At 55.3% G+C, this 14,767-nt stretch carries 17 protein-coding genes; all 17 read right to left on the bottom strand.

The window, feature by feature from the left end:
• Positions 1 to 57 precede the first annotated feature (57 nt).
• The 17 genes from AC1RKJ_RS06635 to AC1RKJ_RS06715 all read right to left on the bottom strand — a co-directional run bounded on the left by AC1RKJ_RS06635 (position 58) and on the right by AC1RKJ_RS06715 (position 14,731).
• Positions 58 to 969 carry a class I SAM-dependent methyltransferase gene (locus tag AC1RKJ_RS06635; protein ID WP_492790280.1) on the bottom strand — a complete coding sequence of 304 codons (912 nt, stop codon included), beginning with the start codon at positions 967 to 969 and terminating at the stop codon, positions 58 to 60.
• Positions 959 to 1,699, bottom strand: coding sequence for a hypothetical protein (locus AC1RKJ_RS06640; protein WP_492790281.1), 741 nt, complete (start codon positions 1,697 to 1,699; stop codon positions 959 to 961). The genes AC1RKJ_RS06635 and AC1RKJ_RS06640 overlap by 11 nt, the downstream gene beginning before the upstream one ends.
• A gap of 28 nt (positions 1,700 to 1,727) precedes the next feature.
• Positions 1,728 to 2,432, bottom strand: a complete 705-nt coding sequence (locus AC1RKJ_RS06645; RefSeq protein WP_492790282.1) for a WbqC family protein — start codon at positions 2,430 to 2,432, stop codon at positions 1,728 to 1,730.
• A 20-nt stretch (positions 2,433 to 2,452) separates the two neighbouring features.
• Entirely contained in the window at positions 2,453 to 2,962 is a 510-nt protein-coding gene (locus tag AC1RKJ_RS06650) for a GNAT family N-acetyltransferase (protein ID WP_492790283.1), read from the bottom strand.
• Complete coding sequence (locus AC1RKJ_RS06655) at positions 2,959 to 3,855, bottom strand: NAD-dependent epimerase/dehydratase family protein (protein ID WP_492790284.1); 897 nt, start codon at positions 3,853 to 3,855, stop codon at positions 2,959 to 2,961. The genes AC1RKJ_RS06650 and AC1RKJ_RS06655 overlap by 4 nt, the downstream gene beginning before the upstream one ends.
• A gap of 5 nt (positions 3,856 to 3,860) precedes the next feature.
• On the bottom strand, positions 3,861 to 4,592 hold the full coding sequence (locus AC1RKJ_RS06660) for an ABC transporter permease (RefSeq protein ID WP_492792661.1): 732 nt from the start codon (positions 4,590 to 4,592) through the stop codon (positions 3,861 to 3,863).
• A 28-nt stretch (positions 4,593 to 4,620) separates the two neighbouring features.
• Positions 4,621 to 5,898, bottom strand: a complete 1,278-nt coding sequence (locus tag AC1RKJ_RS06665; protein ID WP_492790285.1) for an ABC transporter ATP-binding protein — start codon at positions 5,896 to 5,898, stop codon at positions 4,621 to 4,623.
• A 3-nt stretch (positions 5,899 to 5,901) separates the two neighbouring features.
• Positions 5,902 to 6,243, bottom strand: a complete 342-nt coding sequence (locus AC1RKJ_RS06670) for a hypothetical protein (RefSeq protein WP_492790286.1) — start codon at positions 6,241 to 6,243, stop codon at positions 5,902 to 5,904.
• A gap of 187 nt (positions 6,244 to 6,430) precedes the next feature.
• The gene (locus AC1RKJ_RS06675) at positions 6,431 to 7,462 is read right to left on the bottom strand and encodes a GNAT family N-acetyltransferase (RefSeq protein ID WP_492790287.1); all 1,032 of its coding nucleotides are present in this window, start codon (positions 7,460 to 7,462) and stop codon (positions 6,431 to 6,433) included.
• Complete coding sequence (locus AC1RKJ_RS06680; RefSeq protein ID WP_492790288.1) at positions 7,459 to 7,752, bottom strand: hypothetical protein; 294 nt, start codon at positions 7,750 to 7,752, stop codon at positions 7,459 to 7,461. Before AC1RKJ_RS06680 ends, AC1RKJ_RS06675 begins: the two co-directional genes overlap by 4 nt.
• 115 nt (positions 7,753 to 7,867) lie before the next feature.
• Complete coding sequence (asnB, locus tag AC1RKJ_RS06685; RefSeq protein ID WP_492790289.1) at positions 7,868 to 9,748, bottom strand: asparagine synthase (glutamine-hydrolyzing); 1,881 nt, start codon at positions 9,746 to 9,748, stop codon at positions 7,868 to 7,870.
• A gap of 7 nt (positions 9,749 to 9,755) precedes the next feature.
• On the bottom strand, positions 9,756 to 10,904 hold the full coding sequence (locus tag AC1RKJ_RS06690; RefSeq protein ID WP_492790290.1) for a DegT/DnrJ/EryC1/StrS family aminotransferase: 1,149 nt from the start codon (positions 10,902 to 10,904) through the stop codon (positions 9,756 to 9,758).
• Positions 10,905 to 10,925: 21 nt separating this feature from the next.
• Complete coding sequence (locus AC1RKJ_RS06695; protein WP_492790291.1) at positions 10,926 to 11,921, bottom strand: NAD-dependent epimerase/dehydratase family protein; 996 nt, start codon at positions 11,919 to 11,921, stop codon at positions 10,926 to 10,928.
• Between the two features lie 11 nt (positions 11,922 to 11,932).
• The gene (locus AC1RKJ_RS06700; RefSeq protein ID WP_492792662.1) at positions 11,933 to 12,517 is read right to left on the bottom strand and encodes an acyltransferase; all 585 of its coding nucleotides are present in this window, start codon (positions 12,515 to 12,517) and stop codon (positions 11,933 to 11,935) included.
• Between the two features lie 5 nt (positions 12,518 to 12,522).
• Positions 12,523 to 13,464: a Gfo/Idh/MocA family oxidoreductase gene (locus AC1RKJ_RS06705; RefSeq protein ID WP_492790292.1), complete on the bottom strand. Its 942-nt coding sequence runs from the start codon at positions 13,462 to 13,464 to the stop codon at positions 12,523 to 12,525.
• A gap of 110 nt (positions 13,465 to 13,574) precedes the next feature.
• Positions 13,575 to 14,090: a transcription termination/antitermination protein NusG gene (gene nusG, locus AC1RKJ_RS06710; protein WP_492790293.1), complete on the bottom strand. Its 516-nt coding sequence runs from the start codon at positions 14,088 to 14,090 to the stop codon at positions 13,575 to 13,577.
• A complete protein-coding gene (locus tag AC1RKJ_RS06715) occupies positions 14,087 to 14,731 on the bottom strand; it encodes a winged helix-turn-helix transcriptional regulator (protein ID WP_492790294.1) in 645 nt (214 codons plus the stop codon). Before AC1RKJ_RS06715 ends, nusG begins: the two co-directional genes overlap by 4 nt.
• Positions 14,732 to 14,767: the final 36 nt, after the last annotated feature.

The following is a 14,767-nucleotide window of genomic DNA, read 5'->3' on the forward strand; positions in this document are numbered from 1 at the left end:
ATGCTGCCGTTCCAGTCGATCTCGCGAGACAAAATCGATAAATTTTCCGGGCTCGTCTTATCGCTTCCCGCGCATCGTAATCCCGTAGAGATCCTGGTACTCCCACGTCACGTTCAGCTTTGCCTGAGCGAACCAATCCCGCACCTCCTCGAGAGTGTGGCGGGAACACTGCGTCGGGTGATACCAATCATAGTTGATGACGGCATTTTCCTCGAACGATAAATCCGGATTCCAATAGCATTTGAGAAAGAAATTATAGAGGATCCGCTGAGGAGTATAGCGCCCAGCCTCAATACCTAGAACGGGAACATCATCGAACTCGATCTCTTGCTTCGCTTCCGAAAGTCTGCGGCCAAACTCCGTGATCTCGCGGCAAACGGTCATTGCTTCCTCGTAAGACAGCGATGAAATTCGTTCGCGCACGAGATCGTCCATGAACTCCCGAGCCGGCGCCTTTTGCCGATAAACATAGATGGCGATTTCACCATCGGCCGCAAGGATGGATACGAGATTATCGAAGGAAGCCTGCGCATCGCCCGTGTGATGCAAGACTTCTTGACAATAAATGAAGTCGAACATTCCAACTTGATCGAGCCTTTCGCGGAGATTCGCATTCCGAAACGAAATGTTTGAAAAAGAACCGGTGTTCTCGCAAGCGGCTGAAAGCGGGATTTGATCAATCCCAACCACCTCCGCATGAGGCGCGAGAGAAGCGAGAAGCGCGGTGACACGGCCGTTTCCACATCCGGCATCCAGTATACGCTTTCGCGCTCCCAACACATCTCTCAAGCCGTCAGCAGTCATCCACCCGTTGCGATCGAGAATCCACTTCTGAAACATGGAATTCGGATCCAGCGTCTGCTGGAGGACCAGAGATGGATTTTTTGTCCATTTGTCCGAGAACGATTGATGCGTCTGCTGCTCATCGCTGACACCGGACACCTCGCGATCTGATGAATCACTCCGCATCGCGCGATCCCGTCTCTCCATACAGATCAATATTCACCAGCGTTCGCTCCCGCGACTGCCAGTGATCAATGACCGCTTTTTGATTGTTGCGAAGGACGTTGCGCCATTTTTCGATTGTCGCCAGCGGCTCTGGCGTCCACCACATGGGATGAATGAGCAACTGGAGGCGCGGATGCAAACCGCGAGAGAAAATGTCCTTAGGATGATCGTGTCTCCAGATCATATTCGTGTCGGAGACATAAAAATATGGTGACATTTGCTCCGCATTATAGGTGTTTTTAAGACCCGGTATTTCGATCTGCGCATCGAGGATTTGCCGCGTCGGCTGGTGAAACGAAACCGCGTCGCTTTTCACGCCGAATTCTTGTTCCAGCCACGCAGTTTCGCGCAATACCTCGTCAACAATGTAGGAAGCGTCCTTCCCTTCACAACGCTCGCCCATGAAGTGAAGACCGATCCTGTGACCATCACGGAGCATGCGTGCAACTATTTTTGTCGCCTCAACCGAGAAGAGGTTGTAAGCCGTGGAACGCGTCATGAGAAAGTATGTCGCTGTCACACCCAGCGACTTTTCGATATCGAGCATGCCGCCGCAATCGAGCAATTCCGAATCCACGTCATGACGCAGCAGACAGCTGCGCGGTGAATCTTCTTTCCCGATCTCTGCAAACTCAACGAACTTATAATTGGCGTCGAGTCCGCACCGCAGAAGACTTTCGTAAGATTTCAACTCGAATCCGCTGTCCACCATACGCGCCCTAGCCTTTCAGCAATTCTCTTGTTCTCTCAACGCCGACGTAACACAGCGCGTCGATGATGCTGAGTCCTGGAACGAACTCAGCGCCCCTCCGACCGGGATATGGCAGTGGACGAAAACCCAACTTGGACAGACGAATACCTGCTGTGTCAAATTTTTGGATCAGCTGATAGTCATCAGCGCCGTCCCCGGACAGATAGGTGGTTCCATTCACTGACTGCGTAAGATTGACAAGCCGATCGGTCGCCGTTCCATCGACGGGATGCTCGGACGAACGCATGATGGTCGTCTTCATACCCAGCATCTGGCAAACTGCAGAAATTATTGCGATGTTGGTTTCACACACAAAACCCCGATGGCGCGCAATTATCTCGACAATCGGGGGCATACATTCAGCGAAATGCGGCGCCTTACGATACGACTCATCGAGCGTCTTCAACATCTTCGGCAGCCAACGCGGTTGCTCATCGGTCCTGATATCCAGAATCAGTTGCCTGCCTTCGCCCGAACGCCGCACCGGCAGACTCAACCAAACCGGGCCGTTCGCGGCATTGATCCGCACACGTGAGGTCCAGTTGTGCTTGTTCGCGCCTTGGGTAAACTGCACATCGTCCAGAAGGAAAAATACATCCGAACGTTTGATTTTCGCGAAAAATCCAAGCCAAGGCAGAAAGTTCGGCTGATGGCAGGCGACGGTTACACTCATGATTAGAGTCGCAGCCTTACTTACTTCTGCTTGCCAGATAAGACAGCCATCATGACTATATCCACGAAATGACCGTCAATACGAACGGCTTGACGCTGGACACCTTCGATCTGAAAGCCACACTTCAAGTAGGCGCGTTGCGCGCGAACATTCGTAGCGAACACCTGTAAATAGACACGATGCAGTTCCAGCGTGCCGAAGGCGTAGTGCAATAGCTTCCGAACTGCAGCCGTTCCAGCACCTCTTCCGTGCATAACGCCATCGCCGATCCGTATCTGCAATTCAGCGTTGCGGTTGGTGCGATCGATCTTTTTCAACTGGCAGTAACCGATAGTGGAGTCATCGTCCTCAAGCGCAATTGCAAAAATCCGCAGATCATCGATGGAACGAACTCTCTCAAACCATTTGTCGTGGGATTCTCTGTCGACCTCGCGGAAAGGAGCACTGAGAGCGACCAGATCGGGATCGTTGATCCATTTGAAAAGAAGCTCGCTGTCATCCGACTTTAAAGGTCGCAGATCGATTTTCATATCTGCTCGCCAACCGTCTCTGCGAGACCGGACTCGAACGAGCGCGGTTCAAGAGCCAGCACTTGCCTCGCAATTGCGATGTCGGCGACGTAGTCCACTGGTTCGCCCTGCACTGCCTCAAACACCGGTGTTTTTCCAAGCCGGTCTCCAGCCATGTTTGCAATCGCCCGAAGACTCAAGGTATCCTTTCCCGCGATGTTGATGATCCGGCGTTCCGATAGATCGAGGGCCCGAGCAAACGCGACGACCGCATCGTCTACATAAATCGGGTTGATCTTCAGGCCCTCTGAGCCCTGAAGAGTGACAGGCCGCCCATCACGCACCGAATTTATGATACGCGTTACAAACATATCAGGCCGCTGCGCTGGTCCATAAATGAAGAATGGCCGAACGATAACCGCGCATTCGAAGAACTGCCGATAGTTCTGAAACACAATCTCAGAACACAGTTTGCTTCCGAGATAAAATCCAAGCGGCGAATTAACAGGAAAGCTGTCCGTTTCCTGAAACTGCGCTCCGAGTTTACCGCCGTAAATTCCGCCCGACGACGCCAAGACGTAACGCCGCACGCCCGACCTTACAGCCCAATCGAGCAATCTGAGATTTGCGGTAACATTGACGTCGAATACTTCCAGCGCACGCTCGGGAAATTCGCGAAAGTGCGCCGACTGCGCCAAAGCAATGACGGCCTCGATGCCGGCAGGCAGACCAGCGATATCAAACTTGGTGAGATCGGCTTCGACCAGCGTTACGCGCTCTCTCAGGAAATATGACCGGTCTTTCTCCGACGGAGCGGAGTGCACCAGCGCGACCACCTCGTGACCGGCATCAGAAAGAACGGCGACAAGGCGCTTGCCGACGAACCCTCCCGCTCCTGTGATGAGAATTTTCACGCGCGCTAAACCATGTCGCCGACAAAACGCTGAGCGCCGCGAACCGCAAACCAGCCCGCGATAAAGAAGAACGCCGACGTCGAAAGAGCGGCTATCCATGCTCCAACATGGATTCCTCCAGGGCCGGGCAGGATAGCATCGCGAAATATGATCACATAGCTCGTTGCCGGATTGAGATAGATCAGTTTCTGTAGAAAAGGCGGAGCGGACTCCGGCGGATACATGATCGGCGTCACGTAAAGCAGCGCGGAAAACAGTACAGTCATGATCTCCTGAAGATCGCGCAGAGCGTAAGTCAGGATAGATAGAAACCAGCTAAGACCCACCGCCAAGGCGAACAGTGCCAACAGCGCAGCCGGAAGCAACAGGATTGTCCACGTCAGCGCAGATCCAGCGATCATGAGAAGAGCCGCCATGAACGCACACTGAATCATAAACTCGACAAGCAACGCACCAACAGCGGAAAGCGTCAAGAATGGCAGCGGAAATACTGCCGTTTTCAGCATCTCCATATTGCCGAGCAGCAGATCGCAACTCTCGATAGTCGCCTTCTGCACAATCCGGAACGGAAGCAAGCCGCTGAACATGAAGGCCGCATAGGCGGCCAGACCCATCGCCTGAATTTCCGGAATTCGTGCAATGAAATAGAACACCGCCACGTTCACGATCAGCGGGATAACCGGCGACAACAAAACCCAGAAAAGACGAGAACTGGTCCCGATATACTTGTCCACCACACGGCGACGAGTGAGTTCGATCAGAAAATCAAGTCGCAACGGGATCGCTCCATGGCACCAATTCCGCCGATGCCGGTTGATAGTAAACGGCCGCGCGGTTCGGATTTCCGATCCGGCGCACGCCAAATTCCAGAATGCGCGTTTTGAAGAAAAATTGCTGACCGCCGGTGAAGCCGCTGTATTCCTCGGGGTCAAACAGATGGAGATCGATGCTGTAATCGCCGGGAGCGAGCAGCAGGTGATCAAACTTGAATTTCACAGTTGTGAGGCCCGCTTTCAACTCGAAGGCCGGATGCACGAACTCGTATTTCTCATTCAGCGTGCCGCCAGCCAGGCCCGCCATGGCAGTTGCAACAATTCCATCTCCTCGATGAACAATCACTGAAATTGCAACATTCTTGGGAAGTCCGCTTTTGTCGAGTTCCAGCAGCAACTGGCCACCCTCTCCCGAGTTGAGGATGCGGATGCTTTTTCCCGAATCATTCCGCAGATCCACCCGACTGAGCTTGACCTCCCCGGTACCTACAAAACTGCCCTCCGCCTGTTCGCGGGAGTAGGTGTCGGCGATCTCGCTCTTGAGCATAAACTCGTAGTATCGGTCCACAACGCGTGACGTATCGCCGTCGTCGGCGACTTTGCCATCATGAATGAGAATACACCGGCTCGTAAGACGCTTGATGCTCCAGACGCTGTGCGAAACGAAAAGCGCCGTCGTTCCTGATTTTGTTATGTGATGAATCCGGTCGATGCACTTCTGGACAAAACGGACGTCTCCCGTTGCCAGCGCCTCATCGATGATCAGTATCTCAGGGTCCTGACAGGCGGCGACCGCAAACGACAGGCGAGCGCGCATTCCCGTCGAGTAGCTCGTGATCGGACTTTCGATATAACTGCCGAGCTCTGAGAAATCGATGATCCAGTCGCGCTTCCGACGAACTTCCTCACGCGACATACCAAGCATCATTCCGGCCAGATCGATATTCTGCAGGCCGGTCAACCTGGGATGAAATCCGAGTCCCAGCGCGAGAACGGCAACGACGCGCCCGTTCACACTAACGCGTCCCTCCGAGGCGCGGGAAATACCCGCGATAATCTTGAGAAGCGTTGATTTGCCAGCTCCGTTCGGCCCGATAACGCCGACGACCTCACCTTTTTCGAGGCGGAGGTTTACATCATCCAGCGCCACCTTTTCGCGATAGTAAGTATTCCAGAAAAACACTCCCTGTTTGACCCGCGAGGTCACCAGATCAGGGTACAGACGGAAGGTCTTGCGCAAACCTTCGATTTCGATTGCTGGTCTTGACATACGCTACTGCAAACTGTCGTTCGTCCGCATCGAGGGCATCGGGTAAGTTGCCTTTGACAGCCAGAGTTCTGTATCTATTGCAAGGTAATATGGCGTCAGCACATCCCAACGACCTACACCATCGACAAGTATCCCACACAGGAACACATCTGCATGGCGCGTCCAATACCGCACACGCGTTTCGATTTCCCCTTCGTTTCTAGCGGCTTGGGGGCAATTCAGTAGAAAGCCGTGGCGTAAGCTTAGATCTTGCATCTTTGAATACTTATAGCCGTCGCCGCCATACTGTTCGAATTCCTGCCCATCGACAACATGACCTCCAAAACCAAAAGCGAGTTTGGCCAAGTGGTCCACCACGCATTGACGTGTGCAAAATGCCAGCCTTGTTCAGCAAGTAAACAAAAGCAAAGTAGGGAGCCAATGCTGAACGAAGACGAGCAAGAATAATTTTTTCTTTTCGTTTCTCTGCTAACAGAAAACGCCGCCAGCATTCCTGAAATGCCACCGCCGACCACAACGTTTGATACCTGCGTCATGCCGACCGCTCCACACGCAAGGCGCTGAACGGCAAGACGTAAGTGTAGGGATAATCCTTGAGCAGCTGCGCGGCGGGAATGTTCCTCAGGCAGTCGTCATTGACCTTGGTGCGATACACATAAGGACGATCTTCGGTCCCCCATCGACTTTTGAATCGATGAAGCGATTCCTGCGAGGCCCACGTCCCGCCCCAATTCCACCAGCGATACCCTTCGCGCGACGCATCCGCCATCGCCTTGAAAATAACGAGGCTGAGCGCCTGGCTGTCGCGATACTCCTTGCGCACCGCCGGTGTGAAATATTCCACGACTTCGCCGTGAAACAAAACCAGAAGAGCAGCAGCGATTGTTCCATCGATGGTCGCGGTATAAACTCGGTACTGTTCGAGCGAAAATATTCTGACCATTGCCTCAAAGAACGCCGGCGACTTCGGCACGCCGCCGAGCGCGCGCATATTCTCTTCGTGGATTTCGCGCAGTTGATCGACCCTGCTGTTGTCGGCGGTCACGATCACACCCGACTTCGCTGCTTTGCGGATCATATTACGCGTCTTGTAATGGAAACGATCCATCAACACGTCTTCATGATCGGCTTCCGCATTGATTGGCGAGACCTGTCCGATTCGGCGGTCCACGTAATCATGACTGGCGTCATCGAGTGCGTCGTCATTGAAGGGATTTGCGATGATCGTGGAAGCCGCGACATCTCTGCTGGATACAAGTTCATTGTACCTGGCCATCAGCGCGTCGCGCGCATCGCGCACTTCCGAGACGATTCCGCCATTGCTTCCGTAATACGGCAAGGAATTCAGAACAGGTCCGTTAGGCCCGTCGACCTGAAACAAGGGCAGAACGCCGCGAATGGCTCCTCTATCATCTTCGCAGACGAGATAGCGCGCAACGCCATGCATCAATTCCGTCAGCAAGTTTCGATATTCCAAGGTGTGATAGATCAACGCATCGCTTCGCCCGTTCACAAACGAACGGTAAGTGCCCTCCATGGAGGCTCGAAGCTCAACAACCTTCACGCGCGTGTCCGGTAAATATTGTCCAAACGCTGAATCTCGGCATCGCGGAAGATCGTCGGCGTAAATTCATAGGGCATGTACGATTGATCGAGCACCCAGCGCCGGGAAAGGCGCTCGTTGGCAAATTCACAAAGTTCATGCGGACTCTGATGGTATGCGCCCTGCTGACGAAAATCGACCACATCAGTCATGAAGTTGACCGCCAGATACTCCTGAGAAAGTGAAAACAGATGTTCGATGACATCGAAAATATCGTCGGTGCGTCTCTTCGCTCTCGCTGTACAGCGCATTGAACACGCCGGCGACGACCACATAATCGAACTTCTCTTTCAATCTGCGAAAATCATCCAGCTTGACGAAAGTGTCGGACAGATGGGCCTTTCGCGGACATTATTGCTGGACGATCTAGTTCGGCAGAAACCTTCGGCACCACTCTTCAAAGCTGAGCAGCGACCAGATCAGCAGGCGGCGGTTGGCGCGGCCATCGAGATGCTCCTGCACCAATCCGCTGGCGGTTGCATAATCGAAGAACTGATAGATACGTGCGTCCTTGTTCAGCAGGCGCTTCCTGACATAATCGATGCTCTCGCCCTTGAACCAACTGGCGTCAGGCGCGGAAAAACCCTGCTTTTCGCGCGACGAAACGACGTCCGGCACGAACTTCTTCATAGCGTTACGCAGCAACAACTTTCCGTCGCGGGTCTTCTCGAAATATTTCTGGGTTTTCGGACCGGGCTCGTTTTCATTCAGCTTAACGACCTCGCCGAGGTTGCCTAGCTTCAACCGGACTGGAACCTTCATCGCGAAATCGACCAAGTCATTGTCCAGAAACGGAACGCGCGATTCAAGACCGTGCGCCATGCTGAGCTTGTCTTCGACGACGAGAAGACCGTGGAGAAAGGTTTTCGCCTCGAAGTACAGCGAGTGGTTGACGTAGTCCTCCGGACTGGTCAGCGAACTCGCATGATCCGCGAAGACATCTCGAAAAATGTCACGAGTCCAGACGTGCTTCACGTCGCCCCAGATCGGCTTGAACATATCCTGAATGGATTTGTTCGGGATTAGCCGGTGCCAGAAGTTATAGTACTTGTCGACATACTGCTCAAAGCCGTCGTTCACCACGGCCCGGTAGTAACGCCACGGGTAGCCGCCAAACAATTCATCGCTGCCCGTTCCGGCAAGAACGACCTTCACGAATTTTCCGGCAAGCTGGGCCGCGTAAAAATTCGGATAGCTCTGGCCGACGCGCGGCTCCTCCAGATGATTGGTGAGGCGCGGCATGACCCGTTCCATGTCACCTGCCTTGAGCACCATCTGGTAATGCTCGGTCTTGAACAGGTAAGACATGTGCTCAGCCTGTTCACGCTCATCGAACAGAAGTTCAACACCGGACGCGGAATTCAGATCGAACCCCGTCGTGAAACTTTTCATGTACGGCAACTGGGCTGCCGCAACCGCCGTGATCGAACCGGAGTCCATTCCGCCCGAGAGGTAGGCCCCCACATCGACATCGCTTACGAGTTGCCGGCTGACCGCCTGTTTAAAGAGGCGGCTCAGTTCTTCCTCATATTCCTGATCCTTAAGCCGCTTGTTTGGTTCCTTGAAGTCGAAATCCCAGAACATTCTCGGCTTAAGCGTCCGGCCGGAGCCGCTCTGGATTTTCATGAACGAACCCGGCGGCAGCAGTCGCACGTCCTTGAAAAGAGTCCGGTCCGTGAAAAAATTCTGGAACGTAAAATACTCGATCAACCCCTCGCGATCGACATCGACCGTATAAGCCGGATGCGCGAGGATAGCCTTGACTTCGGAGCCGAACAGAAACGTTTGGCCCTGCTGAGTCCAGTAGAGCGGTTTGATACCGTACCGGTCGCGCGCCAGCAGAAGACTTCGCTCCGTCTTGTCCCACAATGCGAAGGCGAACATGCCGTTCAACCGGTCAAGCGCGCCCTCACCCCACGCCGCGAGCGCATTCAGCAACACTTCGCTGTCGGAGCGGGAAACGAAACGATGCCCCAGCGCGTTCAGTTCGATCCGCAATTCCTGAAAATTATAGATCTCGCCGTTGTAAGTCAGAACAAAACGGCCATCGTGGCTGATCATCGGCTGCTGACCGGCCGTCGACAGATCGATGATCGACAGGCGGCGATGGGCAAAGCCGAGATTGCCGTCAGTATAGAAGCCCTCACCGTCCGGCCCTCGATGCGCGATGGCTTCCGCCATGCGATGAAGCGTGACAGGCGAGACCGGCTCGCTCGCCAGGTTCAGAATTCCAGCAATGCCGCACATCAGTGCGTCAGACCTCTCGCAACATTTGCACGACGTACGCGAAGTCGTCCGGCGACATCCTGTTGTGCAGAGGAATGGCCATTGTGTTGCGATCACAGTCACGCGCGCCGGGGAAATCGTCCGGCTTCAGCCCGTATATTTTTTCGTAGTGCCCGAGCATGTGAACCGCATGAGTTCCCGGCCGCGTCGCCACGCCGCGCTCATGCAGCCGCGCCATGATCTCGTTACGTGAACGCGGTGCGCGATCCGGATCGACATAAGCAACGAAAGACTGCCATGCATGGCGGCCTGAGAGGGGCTCATCAGGCAGCCGCAACCAGCTCAGGTCCGCGAGCTCTTCACGATACCACTGCGCCCATTTGGCGCGCTCGTCGATGAAGCGGTCGAGCTTCGCCAATTGAACGAGCCCAACAGCGCCTTGAAGATCGGTCATACGGTAATTGAAACCCAGCACATCGAATGCAGCCAGCAGATATGGCTGCGGGCCGTGGTGACGCTCCTGCTCGGAGATCGACGCGCCATGGTTCCTCATTACACGCACCCGCTCCGCGAGCGCTGGATCGCGGGTCGTGACCATCCCGCCTTCGCCGGTCGTGATCGACTTGCGCGGATGAAAGGAAAAGACACCGGCGTCGCCGAGCGCCCCGGCTGGAACATTTCCGAGCGCGCCGCCCGCGGCACAGGCCGCATCTTCAACGATCGCGATGTCTGCGGGAAGCGCGGCTCGCAATCCCGGTATATCCGCGCAAAGGCCGAACAGATGAACCGCAATCAGGGCTTTGGTGCGTGGCGAAATCTTTCGTGTAACATCCGCGACATCGATGTTGAACGTGACGCGATCCACGTCCGCCAGAATGGGCGTTGCCCCGCAATAGATCACCACGTTTGCCGTAGACACCCAGGTGAAGGCCGGAACGATCACTTCGTCGCCAGGACCGATACCGAGTGCCGCCAGCGCCAGATGCAGTCCCGTCGTCGCCGACGTGACGGCCATGGCGTGCGGGACTTCGTGCCGCGTCGCAAAAGCTTTCTCGAAAGCAGAGACTTTGGGCCCATGCGTCAGCCAGCCGCTTTCGAGCGGTTCGCGCAGCGCCTGCCATTCCTCATCCCCCATGTCGGGACGTGAGATTGCGATTTGTCTTGGCGGCAGGGTCATTTTGGATGCTTCGTTCGACAATTAAGAACTTGCCTTCGAACGGCGGGAATCGACCTGATCGATGTGCGTCTTTCGCCATTCGATCAAGCGCTTCAAGCCATCGTCCAGATCGATTCCGGCCTCGAAACCGATCTCGCTCTTTGCGCGCTTGGGCGAACCGATACGATTGCGAACAAGCGTCGCCTGACTGCGAGGTGCGTAGTTGATGGGCTGATTCGAACCCGTGAGATTGAGAAGCTTTTCAGCGACCTCCTTGAGCGAGGTGCGCTTGCCGGTGCCGACATTATAGAAGCGATCGGTGGAGTTAGACCCCATTGCGCACAGATTGGCGCGCGCGCAGTCCTCGACGGCCACGAAGTCAAAAGCTTCTGAACCGTCGCCTAGAATCGTCGGCCCCTCACCGCGGTCGATTGCATCCAGCATCTTCATGATCACGGCGATATAAGCGCCGCGATAATCCTGCCTCGGACCATAGACGTTCATGTAGCGCAGCCCGACATAATCGAGCCCATATCGAAAGTGATACGCCCTCGCCATTGCCTCGCCGCAGATCTTCGTCGCGCCATAAAAATTCTTGTTATTGAACGGATGATCTTCCGTCATCGGCTCTTCCACGGCATCGCCGTAAACCGAGGCAGACGACGACCAAACCAGGCGCTTCACGCCATTTTGCACGCAGCCATCCAGCACATTGAACATGCCGCGAACGTTCACATCGAATGCCGTGCGTGGGTATTCATGACATTGCAGCAGCCAGAGCGCTGCGAACTGGAACACGCCGTCCGCGCCTTTAAGGGCCGCATCCAGAACGTCCGTCTGCGTAATGTCACCACCTGCTTCGAAAATCTTCACGCGCGGATCGCGCAAGGCGCCGGCCAGATTCTCATGCGTGCCGCGAACGAAGTTATCGTAGATGACGATCTCTCCGACGTCCTGCTGCACCAGCTGGTCGATAGCGTGCGATCCGATCAATCCCGCGCCGCCGATGACGACGAAGCGCTTTCCGCGAATATCCAAAATTTTCTCCGTTAATCGATGAGCGCGAGATAAGACGATGAAATCTCGCGGTAGCGTTCGCCATTGCGCGGGCAAACTAGATCGGCTGGAAGTCTTTCGCCGACGCGGCTCATCCATCCGAGCCGCTTCGCTGGATTACCGACCATCAGCGCGAATGCCGGCACATCCTTCGTGACAACGGAACCTGCGCCGATAAAGCAATATTCGCCCAGCGAATGGCCGCAAACGATCGTGGCATTGGCCCCGATGCTGGCGCCCCGTCCGATCGGTGTCGTGCGAAACTCATCCTTGCGCGAGACGTTGGCACGCGGGTTGTTGACGTTGGTGAAGACGCAGCTCGGCCCGCAGAACACATCATCGGCAAGCTCGACGCCCGCATAAAGTGAAACATTGTTCTGGATCTTGCATCCATTGCCGAGCTTTACGTTAGGGCCGATCATGACGTTCTGGCCGATCGAACAATTTTCGCCGATCACGGTGCCCGGCAAAATATGGCAGAAGTGCCAAACCTTCGTGCCGCGCCCGACGACTGCACCCTCATCCACGTAGCTGGACTGATGAATCAGCGCGCCCGGAAAACGCGGATCTTCCCGCATTTCGCTCACTTGCGGGCAACTCCCTGAGCGACTCCGCTCAGCGGAGGGTGCACCGGCGTTAACGGCGCCTGCCTGAACCCCGAGACGATATCGATCGACCTGCGGACTTCGTCGAGGCCAAAACCACGCCCGGCGACGATTTCCTCGTAACTCTTGCTGTGCAAATCGGTAAACCCTTCAGAGAACTCGATTTCTTCGTCGTCCACAGTGATCGACCGGAACGTCGTTTTTTTACCCTTCACGTTTTCGGGCAGATCTTTGCTATCGACCGAGAGCGACCAGGTGATATCCGCGCGCTCGCATTCGAGGAAACCTGCCGCACGCTCCGGTTCACGAACATGCGCTTCGTTGCGTGTCACCTTACCGAACACGAAACTCAGCATGTCAAAGAAATGGACGCCGATATTGGTTGCCACGCCCCCGGATTTCGCGTCGTCGCCTTTCCAAGACGCATAGTACCAACGGCCACGCGACGTGATGTAAGTAAGATTGACCTGATGGCGCTTGGTGCTTGTCGCGTAACGATCGCGTAGTGCGACAATTGCCGGATGAAGCCGAAGCTGAAGGATCGTCGAGATACGGCGACCTGTATCGCGTTCGATCTCAGCAAGCCCATCGATGTTCCAGGGATTAAGAACGAGCGGCTTCTCGCAAATCGCATCGGCGCCGGAGCGCAGGGCGAAACGGCAATGGGCGTCATGCAGATGATTGGGCGAACAAATCGAGATGTAGTCGATCTTCTCGCCACGGCGGCGGAGCTTGTCGATGTGACGGTCGAACCGCTCAAACTCCGTAAAAAAATGCGCATCCGGAAAGTGACTGTCGATCACGCCGACCGAGTCATTCGGATCGTACGCAACTTTTAGGTCGCCTTTGACGACCTGAATAGCTTTCATATGGCGCGGCGCGACATATCCGGCTGCACCGATCAACGCGAAAGAAGTCATCTGGAAGTTACCTTCAACCTGGGGTGCATTATCTCGAGCTACCGCAGTCCGGGTGACCGATGCCACCAGACCGTAACAGAATCAACCGCGCTCACGCGCATCGCGCCGCTTCAGGCGGCCGCGACCATGTCTGCGTCAAGAGAGACGCGAACCTTCCGGCCGAGCAGATCGAGAAGCACCGCAATTCTGTCGCGATCCCCCAGCCCGTCGAACAGTCCAAGATTGTCGGCGAACGCGCCGCTCAGAATCCGCACCTTCGCACCGAGCGGAAACTGCGGCCGCCGATCCAGCTTTACAAATCCGCTGTCGTCTTCCCGCGCTTTCAGCACGCGCATGACATCGGACCCGATCCGTGCAGGCTCGGAGCCATTAAGTACGAGATGAGACACGCCAAACGTCGATTGGATCGAACGCCAACGCTGGGTTGCCAGATCGACCCTCACGAATAAATAACGCGGAAACAGAGGCGCGGCGACCTGCTCGATTTTTCGTGCATGACTGCGGCACTTGAGATAGCGCGGCAGATAGGTCTCAAAGCCTTGCCGCAACAGATTGCGCACGGCCTTGAGCTCGGAATTGACCTGAGTCTGGACGACGTACCAAGTATCGTCAATGACGTCTGTCATGACTCACCTTCCCCGACCGCCAGCGCGTTCAATCCCAGCAACTTGGGAGCCAGGACACGCTGAGCGCCAAGCTGTTTGACGGCTCCATCAAACGATTTCCGGGCGTTCCGCAAATCGGTCACAACGACCGCATCGAAAGGCACAGCCACCGCGTCACAGGAAGAAAACACGATTCGACCGAGAAACGGCGCGCCGTCTGCGCTTTCGTCAACGACCGCGACGATGGAGACACCGCTATCGGCAGCGGAGAGAATCGCTACTTCGGCAAGATCCGACTTTCCAACCAGAACAAGATTATGGAGATTTCGCGCCTGCGCTATTCTGAAAACGTCGGCGCAATCTGATTTCGCCTGCCGGAAAAAGGAAAAGGACGACGACAGATATTCAACGGTCAAACGGGACTTCTCGGTGAAGCCATGCGGCGTGAGATAATAGGCATAGCGGCGCGCGGGTGCGGTGCTTACCTTCACAAGACCCTTTCTGACACATCGCTTCAGGTAAGCGTTGACCAGACCGAGGGCGATGCCGAGGTCGGCAGCGATGTGCCGCTGAGACTGCGATCCATCGTTCTCGACGGAATTCAGGAGACTGAGGATGATCCTGTCGTCATCTCCCCGCTCGCTATCCAACGCATTCGACATGCATGATCTCCGCAGCGTTCTTATAGCGTTCAGGCC

Source organism: Afipia sp. GW822-FHT04G07 (assembly GCF_058800765.1).

What these genes read in the sequence shown, in the direction of transcription:
- AC1RKJ_RS06635 (WP_492790280.1), bottom strand. Translation starts at nt 969, where the DNA reads ATGCGGAGTGATTCATCAGATCGCGAGGTGTCCGGTGTCAGCGATGAG.
- AC1RKJ_RS06715 (WP_492790294.1), bottom strand. Translation starts at nt 14,731, where the DNA reads ATGTCGAATGCGTTGGATAGCGAGCGGGGAGATGACGACAGGATCATC.
- AC1RKJ_RS06665 (WP_492790285.1), bottom strand. Translation starts at nt 5,898, where the DNA reads ATGTCAAGACCAGCAATCGAAATCGAAGGTTTGCGCAAGACCTTCCGT.
- AC1RKJ_RS06645 (WP_492790282.1), bottom strand. Translation starts at nt 2,432, where the DNA reads ATGAGTGTAACCGTCGCCTGCCATCAGCCGAACTTTCTGCCTTGGCTT.
- AC1RKJ_RS06690 (WP_492790290.1), bottom strand. Translation starts at nt 10,904, where the DNA reads ATGACCCTGCCGCCAAGACAAATCGCAATCTCACGTCCCGACATGGGG.
- AC1RKJ_RS06650 (WP_492790283.1), bottom strand. Translation starts at nt 2,962, where the DNA reads ATGAAAATCGATCTGCGACCTTTAAAGTCGGATGACAGCGAGCTTCTT.
- nusG (WP_492790293.1), bottom strand. Translation starts at nt 14,090, where the DNA reads ATGACAGACGTCATTGACGATACTTGGTACGTCGTCCAGACTCAGGTC.
- AC1RKJ_RS06705 (WP_492790292.1), bottom strand. Translation starts at nt 13,464, where the DNA reads ATGACTTCTTTCGCGTTGATCGGTGCAGCCGGATATGTCGCGCCGCGC.
- AC1RKJ_RS06680 (WP_492790288.1), bottom strand. Translation starts at nt 7,752, where the DNA reads ATGCGCTGTACAGCGAGAGCGAAGAGACGCACCGACGATATTTTCGAT.
- asnB (WP_492790289.1), bottom strand. Translation starts at nt 9,748, where the DNA reads ATGTGCGGCATTGCTGGAATTCTGAACCTGGCGAGCGAGCCGGTCTCG.
- AC1RKJ_RS06700 (WP_492792662.1), bottom strand. Translation starts at nt 12,517, where the DNA reads ATGCGGGAAGATCCGCGTTTTCCGGGCGCGCTGATTCATCAGTCCAGC.